We start from the raw sequence: 13165 nt of genomic DNA, 5'->3' as shown, positions 1-13165 counted from the left end.
GGTATGCTTAAAGCAAACCTAATTTTTGAAAAGTATAAAATAATGCAGAAGTGTGTAGCGCTTGGCCTATTTTATTGTCAAACAAAAACTGTCGGGCCTCGTCTATTGGCATCAGGATTACATCAATGTCTTCCGAGTGATCTAATTCTTGTTCCTGCACTTTCCTACCGCCGGTCAATAGATAGGTATAGGTGATATTTCCACTGGTGGCCGGATTGGCGTACAATTGGCAGATTTTTTCAATGGAATCGAATGCATACCCTGTTTCCTCTAACAGCTCTCGGCGTGCTGCTTCGGCGGGGTCTTCGCCTTCTTCTACGACACCTGCAGGTAATTCGACCAATATATGGCCGGCCCCGTGGCGATACTGTTGTACAAAAAGGACGTGTTCGTCCTCAGTTATACCGACCATATTGACCCAAGTGGGGTATTCTAATACGTAATACTCATCCTTTATATTCCCGTTAGGTAGCTGTAGCTTATCTACACGCAACGTCGCCCATGGACGTTGAATGATATATTTAGAGTCTAGTAATGTCCACTTGTTCATGCTAATCTTTTACGATATCGGCCATAATGTTCTTCACCTTTTGCTCTAGCTGTAGGGCGACCTGTTCGTAGGCATCTGGCGATGGTAATTGTTCTTTCACGGAGCAGTAAAATTTGATTTTTGGTTCCGTGCCGGAAGGCCTCGCTGAAATCACATCGCCATCCACAGTGATGAACTGTAAAACATCAGATTTCGGTAATGCAATTTTTGTTTTCGAATTAGATGCTAACTCATGAGCAATTCCTAAATCATAGTCACGGATCTCTTTAACAGGTATTCCGCCAAGGAACTGCGGAGGAGTAGCGCGTAGGTTTGCCATCATTTGTTTGATTTCGTCGGCTCCCGCTTTTCCCTTTTTTGTCAAGGAGATCAGCTTTTCCTGATAAAAACCGTAGGATCCGTAAATGTCTAACAAAACGTCGAATACGCTTTTTCCCTGATTCTTAAAATAAGCCGCCATTTCGGCGATGAAGGCACAGGCATTGACTGCATCCTTGTCTCGCACCAGATCGCCGACCAGAAAGCCATAGCTCTCTTCGCCTCCTACCAAGTAGTTTTCTTTTTCCTCCACCAAAGTCATTACTTCACCAATAAATTTAAATCCGGTTAATGTTTCATAGTGTTTTACGTGAAAGGCTGTGCTGATGTCCGTCATCAAATTAGATGTAACAATTGTTTTAACGATAAAATCATTCTCGTTTAAAAGACCCTTGTCTTTCTTTGAGGAGAGGACGTAGTAGATCAGCAAGCTGCCGATTTGGTTTCCATTTAAAAGCTGTATTTCTCCGCGGTGATTTTTTACAGCCAGTCCTACACGGTCTGCGTCCGGATCTGTCGCCATAACAACGTCAGCATCTATGTCCTTCCCCTTTTGTATGGCTTTAGTCATGGCTTCCTCTTCTTCAGGGTTCGGGTAAACGACCGTCGGGAAGTTGCCATTTGGTTGAGCCTGTTCTTCCACCAAGTGTATATTGTGGAATCCCCATGCCTCTAACATCTTTGGAACAACTGTGATGCCCGTTCCATGGATTGAAGAATATACGATTTTCAGGTCGTGTTGCGCCTGAACGGCTTCGGGATGGATACTAAGTTTTTTGTTGGCGTCGATATACAGTTGATCAAATTCTTCTCCGACAAGCGTGATATTCTCTTCCACGCGCTCAAAGCGAATTTCCGTCACGGATTGGATCGCATTCACCTCGGTGATTACATTCTTGTCATGTGGAGCAACCAGCTGGCCTCCGTCGCTCCAATAGGCCTTGTATCCATTGTATTCCTTTGGGTTATGCGAAGCCGTCAACATCACCCCACCCTGACAGCCGAAGTGACGTACGGCATAGGACAACATGGGCGTGGGCCGTAGTTCCTGAAATAGGTATACGTGCATACCGTTTGCAGCGAACACATCGGCAACAAGATTTCCAAATTTTTGGGAGTTATTCCGGCTGTCATAAGACACGGCGACCTTAATCGGCTGGTTTGGAAATTGTTTTTTAAGATAATTTGCAAGCCCCTGTGTCGCTTTTCCAATGGTGTATTTGTTCATGCGGTTAGAACCTACGCCCATGATTCCGCGTAAACCACCTGTGCCAAATTCGAGGTCTTTGTAGAACGAGTCGATCAATTCAGTCTCCTCGTTATTATCTATTAGCTGCTGGACGAGCGAGACGGTATCCAAATCGTATTCGGCACTCAGCCATTGTTGTATGCGGGTTTGGGTCGGTTGGTCTATGGTATTCATGTAATTCTATAATTTTTTGCGTTAAATATACTCGTTTTTTGCTTGCTACCATGCAGTCAGCTCCTTCCATTAGGGAAATTCTGTTCACGGTTTCTCTTTTGATACGTAGTTGGGACTATTTATGTTATGCATCACACCATCCGTAAGCGCGGTCCAACACGATTACATACCAAGCCCCTTCGAATTTTTTGATATGGAAAATTAGATTTTCATTTTTAGTCAATATCACGCGGTAGGTGTCCTTTTCTATCTCGGAGATTTTGCTGACCTCTGCAGCATTTTTTTCGTCGAATTCTTGTTTGAATTTAGCGATTTGTGTCAGTTGGTTTGCCTGTGTTGTGGTATCGCAGAAGAACCCCAATTTATCCCATTTTTCGCCGCCGCAATCGTATACTGGGAGTTTATCGAACGTTAAGACATAGTCATTTTCAAATTTCGTATATGGAAAATGGGTCGGGATAGGGCTTTGAAAGTCAATACTATCTACATGTTCGTAACTATCCGCAGCGCCAGGGCGGTAGATGATATATAGACCTAGTTTCGGGTTTATGAGCGCATTTGCCTTTTGGTTGTCCTGCGAAATATACGCGCGAGCGAACCGGGTAATTACCTCGCTGATCAACTGTGTCTCTTCCGTTGTGATTGGTGTGCGAACAGAATCCGTTCTTTCTTCTGTTTTTTTGTTAGATGAGGTACAGGAGGAGCATACTATAATAAAACAGCAAAGCGTTAGCCAAGTATTCTTCATGATTTATTGTTTTTACGGATGGTATTTTCGATCATATCCCACATTTCGTTAGGAATCGCTTCCATATTGTTGAATTCGCCGGCGCCTTGTAACCATTCGCCACCATCGATAGTGACCACCTCACCGTTAATGAATCCTGCGAAATCAGACAACAAGAATGCGGCCAAATTTGCCAGCTCTTGGTGTTCGCCGACGCGTTTCAGGGGCACTTTGTTTTTAAAGTCGAATTTCTCCAATAGATCCCCGGGCAATAGACGATCCCAGGCACCCTTCGTAGGGAAGGGGCCCGGTGCAATGGCGTTATGCCGAATCCCATATTTTCCCCATTCAACGGCCAATGATCGCGTTAATGCTAAGACGCCGGCCTTTGCAATGGCCGAAGGTACGACATATCCCGACCCTGTAAAGGCATATGTGGTTACGATATTTAATACCGAAGCCTTTTGTTGTTTCGCGATCCAGTTTTTCCCAAAGGTAAGGGTACAGTTCGCTGTTCCTTTAAGTACAATATCAATAACGGTCGAAAACGCATTGGCTGAGAGTCGCTCCGTGGGAGAGATAAAATTACCTGCGGCATTGTTCACCAATAACTCAACGGAGCCAAAGCGTTCCTCACTTTTGCGTAGCAGCTCTTGTACTTGTTCGATATCACGTACATCACACGCAACCACATAGACGGGATTTCCTGTCTTTTGCTCGATTTCCTGAGCCGTCTGCGTCAGCACGTCGATTTTCCTACTGGTAATAACCAGATTTGCGCCGAGTTCGGAAAAATAAGTAGACATAGCCTTACCCAAGCCTGTTCCTCCTCCAGTTACGACGATTGTTTTGCCCCGTAAAGCGTTCGCTTTTAATGCACCTTCAACCATAGTGTTACCCTTTTTTCTTTGTTAGGTTTTCGATAATCGTTTTTAATATCTGCCGTGTTGACGGCCGCCACCATTGTTCTAACACCTGCTGGATGGCTTCGGTTTTGTTTTCGGCGATTTTTAGCAGGAGCTCGCGGCGCAAGTTGAGCTTGGTTGCACCCCACGCATGCCGATCATATTGTGTCCAGCTTTTTGCTTTTCGCGTTGCTGCAGTCTGAATACGGTCTAAGGCAACGACTTCGTCTACCAGCCCTATACGTAAAGCCTCTTCCGGAGCGTATAGCTTACCTTCCAAGAGGTTTCGATATGCTTGTGCGCGTCCGATCCAAAAGCTGTATAAGTCAAAAATACTTGTCGGAACAACGATGCCTACAGGCACTTCATTTAGTCCGATGATATACTCACCGGCCGCCATGATACGATAATCACAACAGATGGCCAGTACACACCCTCCAGCGGGACTATGTCCGGTAATGGAGGCAATGGTAGGTTTGGGTAAAGAGGCTAGGGTATAGGTCAAGTTGATGAAATTCTCCCAGAATAACTGTATGGTCGATTCATTATAATCGTAAAGTGTAATCAAGTCTAGGCCCGATGAAAAGAAGCCCTCGTTTCCATATAAAACTAGAGCTTCAATTGCCGGATCATTTTTGATCCGTTCCAGCTCTTGATTCAGTTCTACGATCATTTCCAGATGCATCGCATTTGAACGTCCGCGATCAAGCCCTATGTGCATCACGTGATCAGTTGTTTGCGTTCGGATAAATTCGCCCATAACCCCCTTTAATAGTTTATGGAAAAATACGCAAAAAATCATCAAGATTATAAATAACCAATCGCTAACTTTTAAAATACCCACGTTATGGCAGAAATCGCAAACAACCCCAGAAAAGAAGGAAAAAAGGAGCGCCGTAGCATACGCAATCGGCCTATGCCTAAAGTAGATTTGACGGCCATGGTAGATTTGGCGTTTCTATTGATTACATTTTTTATGCTGACAACCTCGCTACGTTCACCCAATAGGCTTGATCTGGCTATGCCGGACAAGGGTTTTCTTTCCGAACCTATTTTGTTGAGCGAAGATCGTACCCTTAATTTGCTTTTGGGAGCGGATAACGAGCTGATATATTATACTGGCGCTTCTGAAACGCCTAAAAATGCGCCTGAACGGATCTCGTACGGCAAACTTGGTTTGGGAGAGTTACTTACTAACAAGCAAGAAGTGGTCAAAAGGCAAACGAATGGACAGGAGATAATCGTTCTTATTAAACCCAGCGACGCGTCGGTGACCCGGAATTTGGTCGACGCTGTAGATGCCGTACAGCGGGCAGGTATCGGACGCTACATGATTACCAAGATAAATGATGCCGAAAAACACATGTTTTAGAAACGGTGTGCCTATACGAAGTAGTAGCTTGGTGAAGGGATCTGGTTTTGTCATCGTACAATGCTAGGATGCGTCAATAACTTCGGTAGGTCGCATGTAAAAAGGAGGAAGAAGGGGCTGCCACATGATCCCTCTACGTGATGCCACATCTCCCTCACCCGTCTTATTTCAAAGTAATTTGTTATTTTACTTCGACGCGTAATGTCTGCTGCGTAAGTCGCCCGTTAAAATCCAGTCCTTCGATGTTGATCAGATAAGTGCCACTTTCATCCGATGTGTAAAAATCGAAATGTGCTTTTCCGTTTTCGTCCGTGACTATATTCGGTTCCCAGTGTATGGTTGTACGTAGGTCGCGTTGCAATTGCGTTTCCGAACCTGCTTCATATATCGGTTTATAAAATGTTTTATTCAGATGGAATCCTTTCGGTTGTACGGTTACAATTCCTTTCGGCGTGTAGCTTCGCATAGCATCTTTCCCCGTCTTGGAGGTGATGATGATGAGTCCATTGCCGCCATATGATCCATAAATGGCGGTGTAATTTACATTGCGTAAAACCTCTACACTTTGTATGTCCATCGGGTTGATCATTGATAGTTGGTCGCCTTCAATGTACATGCCATCCAGCACCACCTGCATTTCGCCTCCACCCCGCGTAGTGTAGGGGATTCCATTTCGGAACATAACCCCCATTAAGCGACCGTTGAGGCACATATCCAACGAAGGACAGGTTTCCAGATCTTCGGCTGAAATGACCTGATCAGCGTTGCCTGGCCCATTGAGGTTCGCTGAGTTTTCTGATGCTTTTTTTCGGGGGCTTTTGGCGGTAACGACGACCTCTTGAATCGCGATAGACTTTTCCATGAGCCCCTGTGCTTCCAGTCCCGCAAAGTATTGTTTGCTGTTCTGGATGTCATCGAGAGAGGCGGCGTTGATATCATTGCGTTCACCCGGTTCGTTTTTGTTTGCTTCCAGGGGAGGGTTCTCTATTTTAGGGACAATAATATCGATGTTATTCTTCCCTTTTTCGTCTTTCGCCGTGATCAGAAATTTTACACTGTCTGGAAAAAACAGGTTATCAAACTCGAAATATCCATCCTCTGTCGCAACGGTATCGATATAATCCATAAAATTTTTGGAAGAAATGAGTGTCATTTTTGCGTTCGGTGCTGGGGCTTTACGCCCCAATTTTCGTGCTTGTCCCTTTATCGTAATACTCTTTTCTGGCATAAAGGCAGGTTCTTCGACGGGGAGTGCCGAAAGATCAATTTTTCGCCATCCTTGGGTTAATAATAAGTTGTCGATTTCATTGTCTTTGACCTCGGGATAAAAGTAATAGCCTGGATTTTCGATATATCCTTTTAAGTCTGCGCTCAAAAGTAAAGACGATAAGATGTTGGGCATATACGTGGTGCTATCCTGAATTTTTGAGAGGTTGAGGACGGAAGCCGATATCACGGCATTTCGTATGGAGTCGGAGACGGTGCCACTTTCCATCGATACCGACACTTTTTTACGCAACCCCACGGCGGGCGAATTTGTCGTCGCGGTTAGCGGCAGTTGATGATCCTTTCGAAAAATGAAGACCGGGCGCTCTAGCAGTGGAATCAGATCAGCGTTCAATACGCTTACGGTTAAAATTCCTGAAGGAAGGGATGTCTTGGGGACGGAAAACACCAGTTCTGCTTTCGCTGCGGCTTGCTTGGATACATAATACGACCGTCCTAAGTGGTGGACGACGAAATAGATGTCCTTGCCATCTTGTTTGTCCGGGCTGAGGTTTACCTGCGCGAATAGTTTGGCAGGATTTCCGTTATTAACCTGTATGCTATAGCCTGTATTTTCAAAAGGGGGGAGCGTCGACTCGGTTTGCGAGCCATCGGCGAAGAGCGTGATCGCCATTAAGGTCTCGTTTCCTTCTGCAAATAAAGGGGCAGACCCCATGCCCAACATATTTGTTTCTATGATAGCTGCCGTATCTTTTTTCGATGTCAGAATATACGTTTTCGCGGCAATCCCCATTCCATTTGGGCGAAGCGCTTTTACGGCAACCTTATTCAATGTTCCGGCCAATATGCGTCCGCCCTCTGGAAAAAACTGTACGCTGTTAGGCGCCTGTATTTGAGCGGGGAGTTTGAATATCTTCTTAATCGGCACTTGCGCCTGATTTTCAAATTCGAGGTCTAGTTTCGCCGTTCCATATTCCTCTTTGAAAGGAATGAGGGCTTTTCCTTCGGTATCAGTTTTTATCCGTCCGCGCTTTAAGCTCTTCCCGCTTTTAGAAATCTGATAGCGCACAGCTGTTTCCGCAAGTGCAGCTCCTTGCAGGTTTTGAAGTGTCACGATAAAATGTTCACCTTGCACGCCTGAATGGGTTAGTACATCGTCAAGGCGACCATTGCTTATCTGGAGGTTTTGTTGAAAGAAATAAGCGGAGCTGTCGTTTCGCATCCAGTTATTATATCCTCGGAGTCTGTATGTGCCCTCTACAAGTGTATCTGACAAGGTGATATCGCCGAGTCCCAACCCGCTTGTCAACGGAATTTTAATGTGGGCGACGATTTCATCGTTTGGCGCAATTAGATCTACATACGCGATGTGGCTGAGATTCGATAGCAGATTTTCAGCCCCAACCACGGTATATGCCTTGAACCAGATTGTTTCTCCCGCGGTGTAGGAATATTTATCGAGGTGCAGATGCATTTTTTCAACGGGGTGTGCATCGTGGTAAGCGTTGCTTTTCGTGAGCAGGTTTTGTATATCTTGTGCCTTGGAAATAGAGGCCGATAAAACAAGTACACAGAGCCATGCGAATCTTTTCAAGATCATAACGGTTAAAAATTTACTGAATTTACAAAAAAATGGACACAGGTTATTAATTTTTGTAGATTATTGATTTACATCGGTATCTTTGCGGGTATGAATATCTTAATTATTGGTTCTGGCGGAAGAGAGTCTGCCTTTGCATATAAACTATCAAAAAGTCCAAGGTTAAATCAGTTATACATCGCTCCGGGGAATGCCGGAACAAAGCAATATGGCACAAATGTCGACTTAAAGGTGACGGATTTTGAGGGGATTGCAGCTTTTGTACTGACAAATGCCATTGATATGGTGTTAGTAGGACCGGAAGAACCGCTCGTAAAAGGTATTCATGATTATTTTCTGGGTCGTGATGATGTAAAACATATTCCAGTAATTGGTCCGCAGCAGCAAGGTGCGCAGCTCGAGGGATCGAAAGATTTCTCCAAGGAGTTTATGTTTCGGCATAACATTCCGACGGCGGCGTATAGATCCTTTGATAAATCCAATCTGGAGGAAGGATTGGCGTATCTAGATTCCCAAAAATTACCGATCGTCTTAAAGGCTGACGGCTTAGCTGCCGGAAAGGGCGTGCTTATCTGCGAGACAGTAGAGGATGCGAAGGCGGAGCTAAACGCTATGATTGCTGATGCTAAGTTTGGCGACGCGAGTTCGGTGGTCGTCATCGAGGAATTTCTTAAGGGAATTGAACTTTCCGTCTTTGTATTAACCGACGGAAGCTCCTATAAAGTGTTGCCTTCTGCGAAGGATTATAAGCGAATAGGTGAAGGTGATACGGGGTTAAACACCGGCGGTATGGGTTCGATTTCTCCTGTTCCATTTGCAGATGAAACATTTTTAGCAAAAGTCGAGGAGCGCATTATCAAACCGACTATCGATGGTTTGAAAAAAGATAATATTCCTTATAAAGGATTTATTTTTATCGGATTGATGAATGTGGATGGTGATCCTTTTGTGATCGAATATAATGTACGGATGGGGGATCCGGAGACAGAGTCGGTGTTGCCGCGTATTGAATCGGATCTTGTTGATCTTTTGGAGGGAGTCGCGGAAGGTAACCTGACGGATCGTTCCTACACCGTGAGCCCGAAAACAGCAGTTACTGTCGTTCTTGTTTCGGGTGGGTATCCTGGCGATTATGAATCGGGTAAAGAGATAGCCAATATGGAGAATGTGGAAGACTCGATTGTATTTCATGCGGGTACGAAAGAAGTGGATGGCAAAGTGGTAACTGCAGGTGGTAGGGTATTAGCAATCACGACGCTTCAAGATAACCTGTTTGAGGCCTTGCAACAGGCTACTGCGGATGCTGGACGCATCTTTTATGAGCGGAAATACTTTCGCAAGGACATTGGGTTTGATTTAATATAAAAATAATCTTTTCAGATTCAGTGTTTTATAAGGGCTGCTGAAAAAATATTTTGGTGATACGAATAATGCGCTTATATTTGCATCACCAAAAACAAATGGCCCGTTCGTCTAGGGGTTAGGACGCAAGATTTTCATTCTTGAAACAGGGGTTCGATTCCCCTACGGGCTACACACTTAAAAGTCAAAACATACAAAAACGCTGTAAATTAAATGTTTACAGCGTTTTTTATCTTATCAGTATCTATAGATCTTTCAATTTTCCCAATAAAAAAGTGAGTCATTCGGTGAGTCATTTTTTTAGGCAACACTACTTACTGAAACAGGATTTTGTATTTTGCAATTTGCAAATTGCAAAACAAAGCTTTGCCTTTATGTTATGAGACGCAAACACAACGGCATGAGACCGCAGGATATCGTTGTCCTAATAAAGATCTTGACAATGTACAATGAAAGTTGGCAATTAAAAGATTTAGCAAATTCTCTATACATCAGTAATTCAGAAGTATCGGAATCGTTAGAAAGAAGTGTTTACGCTGGTTTGATTGATTTTGGAAAACGGAATGTCCACCGTGGGAACCTGTTAGATTTCCTTATCTACGGAATGAAATATGTATTTCCGGCACAGCCCGGAATATTGGCAAGAGGTTTGCCAACGGCGCATTCACATCCTTTCTTACAGACATTTATCAGCAGTGATCAGGCTTATGTTTGGCCTTCCCCATCTGGCAGTATATTAGGGCAGGCGATAGAACCTTTATACGCTAACCAAGTCAAGGCAGCACAGGGAGATGATGAGTTATATCGGCTGCTTGCTTTACTGGATGTGATAAGGGTGGGTAAGCTTCGTGAGAAAAACATTGCTGAAAAAGAATTAAAAGAAATATTATACCATGTCACTTAAATGATGTATTATCATGAGTACAAATTATTCCTTACAATAGGGCATTCTATTAAAAAAAAGAATGAGCGTCTTTTTTTGATAAATTTATTTTGCACTATTGCAGTGCATTTTTTTTATTTTTTTGCACTATTGCAGTGCAAATTTAGCTATATTTGGATAAATAAAGTCAAAAATGGAAGATTTGTTTGCGTACTCGAACCGTTTGATAGCTGAGGTGAACACTGATTTTGTTAGGTATGCTTATCAGCAAGTTAATTGGAATAATAGGTTGCTTGGCCTTATTGGGCCTCGAGGGGTAGGTAAGACAACACTAGTTTTGCAGCATATCAAAATGAATTTGCCCGTTCAGCAGACACTCTATGTTACGGCCGAAGATTTTTATTTTGCAAATAATCGATTGTTAGACTTAGCGGATTCTTTTGCCAAGGCTGGTGGGCAATATTTGTTTGTAGACGAAATACACAAATATCCAGACTGGTCGAGGGAGTTAAAGTTGATCTATGATTATCATAAAGATCTCAAGGTGGTTTTCACGGGTTCTTCAGTCTTAGATATTAAGAAAGGAACTGCCGATCTCAGCCGCAGAGCTGTGGTGTATTCTATGCAGGGCTTGTCGTTTAGGGAGTACCTGCGCTTGTTTCACCAATTGACTGTACCTGTCTATACCTTAGAGCAATTGCTTGCACATGAAATAGAACTTCCACAATTGCCGCGACCACTTCCTGTTTTTGCAGACTATTTAAAGGTCGGTTATTATCCTTTTGCTCAGGAAGATGATTTCGATACTAGGTTACAGCAGGTGATTAACCAAACATTAGAAGTGGATATCCCGACTTATGCCGAAATGAATGTCTCTACAGGAAGAAAACTAAAGCAATTGTTAGGAATTGTGGCAGAAAGCGTACCTTTTAAACCGAACATGAGTAAGATCGCTGAAATCCTAAATATCAGTAGGAATAATATAGCCGACTACTTGCTCTACATGGAAGAAGCCGGGATGGTAGCGCAATTGCGCGGCGATACTACGGGAATAAGATCTCTGGGAAAAATAGATAAGGTTTATCTAGACAATGCAAATTTGGTTTATGCATTGGCAAAGAATAACCAAAATATAGGTAATGTGCGCGAAACATTTTTTATTAATCAGCTACGTGTCAATCATGAAGTGTTATCTTCTACTACAGCTGATTTTCGTATAGAGGATATGGACTTTGAAATAGGCGGAAAAAATAAAGGGGGTAAGCAACTAGCAGATGCCAAGAGGGGATTTGTCGTGAAAGATGATATTGAACATGGTTTCTTAAAAACGATTCCTCTATGGTATTTTGGACTGCTGTATTAGATTTTAAAGTAGACTATTCTATCATGCTCGCTCGCCGTCGTTTATAATTGCTCCTTATTTTTTAGTCCCCTTTGTGTCACATAAATTAAATCCTTAAACATGCCGTTATCGGCAAAAATTAAAAATATGTAGTTGTAATTTGTTGTATATTTGCCGATAACGGCATCTATAATCAAAAGCTATGGATTATATTTCAGTAAGTGAGTTTGCAAAAAAGTGGAATGTTCCGGAAAGAACCGTCCGGAATTATTGTGCTACAGGAAGAATTAAGGGATCTTTTTTAACTGGTAAAACATGGAATATTCCCGGTGATGCGATATTGCCTGAGAAAGCAAATAAGAAGAAATTTAGTGATAATCCATTACTTAATTATCTCAAAGAGCAAAAAGAAATGAAGCTCAAAGGTGGTATTTATCACCGTACACAAATCGATCTGACCTATAACTCAAACCGTATAGAAGGAAGCAAGTTAACCCATGATCAAACTCGATATATTTTTGAAACGAATACTATCGGAGCTTCTAAAGAAAGCGTTAATGTAGATGACATCATAGAAACAATCAACCACTTTCGATGTATTGATTTAGTCATTGATAAGGCAAAATCTAAATTATCAGAATCATTTATAAAGGAATTACATTTCCTCCTGAAATCAGGAACGTCTGATAGTCGAAAAGACTGGTTTAATGTTGGCGAATACAAAAAACTTCCTAACGAAGTTGGAGGTAATGAAACTTGTCCACCTCAAGAGGTAATGGCTAAAATGAAAGATTTGCTTTCTGGTTACCACAGCATTGAAAAGAAAACATTCGAAGATATTATAAACTTTCACTACCAATTTGAGATCATTCACCCTTTTCAGGACGGAAACGGTCGTGTTGGTCGGCTAATCATGTTGAAGGAATGTCTTGCTAATAATATTGTGCCCTTCATTATTGACGAAGACATTAAGCTATTTCACTACAGAGGATTACAGGAGTGGACTAATATAAGAGAATATTTGTTAGATACTTGTCTTACAGCTCAAGACAATTACAAAGCTATTCTTCAGTATTTTGAAATAGCGTTTGATTAGATTTGAGATTCGTTCTCTCTTAGTAAAGGGCTGTGTCAGAAATTAATTCTGTCTCAGTCGCCAAATATCAAACTTAAAGATTGTGTTTCTGGTTATTCTTCGGCATTAACAGAATCTGATGTAATTAATTGTAAGCTTCCCTAAAAAAAAGACTGTTAGAGAATAGAAAAATGATTGATAACTTTAACAGTGTATTATGAAAGGGAAACGATTCAAACCGGAGCAGATCAGCAGGATCCTTAAGGAGTTCGAGGCAGGAAAAAGCGTTCAGGAGATCACACGTGAACACGGGGTCAGTCCTGCCTCCTTTTACAAATGGCGACAGCGATACGGAGGCCTTGACGGCAGTGAGCTGAAACG

General features: G+C 42.7%; 12 protein-coding genes and 1 tRNA gene. 7 read left to right on the top strand and 6 right to left on the bottom strand.

The features are described from left to right. Positions 1-7: 7 nt before the first annotated feature. The 5 genes from ACFSR5_RS02370 to ACFSR5_RS02350 all read right to left on the bottom strand — a co-directional run bounded on the left by ACFSR5_RS02370 (position 8) and on the right by ACFSR5_RS02350 (position 4683). Positions 8-550 (bottom strand): NUDIX hydrolase, encoded by a 543-nt coding sequence (locus ACFSR5_RS02370; RefSeq protein WP_380900329.1) that lies wholly within the window; start codon positions 548-550, stop codon positions 8-10. Between the two features lies 1 nt (position 551). Then, the gene (locus tag ACFSR5_RS02365; protein ID WP_380900327.1) at positions 552-2291 is read right to left on the bottom strand and encodes a phospho-sugar mutase; all 1740 of its coding nucleotides are present in this window, start codon (positions 2289-2291) and stop codon (positions 552-554) included. A 124-nt stretch (positions 2292-2415) separates the two neighbouring features. Further along, on the bottom strand, positions 2416-3039 hold the full coding sequence (locus tag ACFSR5_RS02360) for a hypothetical protein (protein WP_380900325.1): 624 nt from the start codon (positions 3037-3039) through the stop codon (positions 2416-2418). Next, complete coding sequence (locus ACFSR5_RS02355) at positions 3036-3908, bottom strand: SDR family oxidoreductase (RefSeq protein WP_380900323.1); 873 nt, start codon at positions 3906-3908, stop codon at positions 3036-3038. Before ACFSR5_RS02355 ends, ACFSR5_RS02360 begins: the two co-directional genes overlap by 4 nt. A 4-nt stretch (positions 3909-3912) precedes the next feature. Beyond that, positions 3913-4683, bottom strand: coding sequence for an enoyl-CoA hydratase/isomerase family protein (locus ACFSR5_RS02350; protein WP_380900321.1), 771 nt, complete (start codon positions 4681-4683; stop codon positions 3913-3915). A gap of 87 nt (positions 4684-4770) precedes the next feature. Here ACFSR5_RS02350 and ACFSR5_RS02345 point away from each other — a divergent pair, with 87 nt between their 5' ends. Next, a complete protein-coding gene (locus tag ACFSR5_RS02345; RefSeq protein ID WP_380900319.1) occupies positions 4771-5295 on the top strand; it encodes an ExbD/TolR family protein in 525 nt (174 codons plus the stop codon). 181 nt (positions 5296-5476) lie between these two features. Here ACFSR5_RS02345 and ACFSR5_RS02340 read toward each other — a convergent pair whose 3' ends face one another. Further along, on the bottom strand, positions 5477-8116 hold the full coding sequence (locus ACFSR5_RS02340) for a TonB-dependent receptor plug domain-containing protein (protein ID WP_380900317.1): 2640 nt from the start codon (positions 8114-8116) through the stop codon (positions 5477-5479). 96 nt (positions 8117-8212) lie between these two features. Here ACFSR5_RS02340 and purD point away from each other — a divergent pair, with 96 nt between their 5' ends. The 6 genes from purD to ACFSR5_RS02310 all read left to right on the top strand — a co-directional run. Next, a complete protein-coding gene (gene purD, locus ACFSR5_RS02335; RefSeq protein ID WP_380900315.1) occupies positions 8213-9487 on the top strand; it encodes a phosphoribosylamine--glycine ligase in 1275 nt (424 codons plus the stop codon). Positions 9488-9584: 97 nt separating this feature from the next. After that, positions 9585-9656 (top strand) — tRNA-Glu (locus ACFSR5_RS02330). 228 nt (positions 9657-9884) lie between these two features. Then, the gene (locus ACFSR5_RS02325; RefSeq protein WP_380900313.1) at positions 9885-10388 is read left to right on the top strand and encodes a hypothetical protein; all 504 of its coding nucleotides are present in this window, start codon (positions 9885-9887) and stop codon (positions 10386-10388) included. 172 nt (positions 10389-10560) lie between these two features. Beyond that, positions 10561-11730 carry an ATP-binding protein gene (locus tag ACFSR5_RS02320; protein WP_380900311.1) on the top strand — a complete coding sequence of 390 codons (1170 nt, stop codon included), beginning with the start codon at positions 10561-10563 and terminating at the stop codon, positions 11728-11730. Positions 11731-11911: 181 nt separating this feature from the next. Beyond that, positions 11912-12805, top strand: a complete 894-nt coding sequence (locus tag ACFSR5_RS02315; RefSeq protein ID WP_380900309.1) for a Fic family protein — start codon at positions 11912-11914, stop codon at positions 12803-12805. A 196-nt stretch (positions 12806-13001) separates the two neighbouring features. After that, positions 13002-13165 (top strand): transposase (locus ACFSR5_RS02310; protein WP_380900652.1); only part of this gene is annotated, 164 nt, incomplete at its 3' end.

The sequence above is a fragment of the Sphingobacterium suaedae genome (assembly GCF_042684625.1).
Taxonomy (GTDB): Bacteria; Bacteroidota; Bacteroidia; order Sphingobacteriales; family Sphingobacteriaceae; genus Sphingobacterium; species Sphingobacterium suaedae.
This window is presented reverse-complemented; position numbering and strand designations above follow the sequence as displayed.

Bases quoted from the DNA above. Each gene is read 5' to 3' on its own strand.
- ACFSR5_RS02370 (WP_380900329.1), bottom strand. From the start codon at position 550: ATGAACAAGTGGACATTACTAGACTCTAAATATATCATTCAACGTCCA.
- ACFSR5_RS02365 (WP_380900327.1), bottom strand. From the start codon at position 2,291: ATGAATACCATAGACCAACCGACCCAAACCCGCATACAACAATGGCTG.
- ACFSR5_RS02360 (WP_380900325.1), bottom strand. From the start codon at position 3,039: ATGAAGAATACTTGGCTAACGCTTTGCTGTTTTATTATAGTATGCTCC.
- ACFSR5_RS02355 (WP_380900323.1), bottom strand. From the start codon at position 3,908: ATGGTTGAAGGTGCATTAAAAGCGAACGCTTTACGGGGCAAAACAATC.
- ACFSR5_RS02350 (WP_380900321.1), bottom strand. From the start codon at position 4,683: ATGGGCGAATTTATCCGAACGCAAACAACTGATCACGTGATGCACATA.
- ACFSR5_RS02345 (WP_380900319.1), top strand. From the start codon at position 4,771: ATGGCAGAAATCGCAAACAACCCCAGAAAAGAAGGAAAAAAGGAGCGC.
- purD (WP_380900315.1), top strand. From the start codon at position 8,213: ATGAATATCTTAATTATTGGTTCTGGCGGAAGAGAGTCTGCCTTTGCA.
- ACFSR5_RS02325 (WP_380900313.1), top strand. From the start codon at position 9,885: ATGAGACCGCAGGATATCGTTGTCCTAATAAAGATCTTGACAATGTAC.
- ACFSR5_RS02320 (WP_380900311.1), top strand. From the start codon at position 10,561: ATGGAAGATTTGTTTGCGTACTCGAACCGTTTGATAGCTGAGGTGAAC.
- ACFSR5_RS02315 (WP_380900309.1), top strand. From the start codon at position 11,912: ATGGATTATATTTCAGTAAGTGAGTTTGCAAAAAAGTGGAATGTTCCG.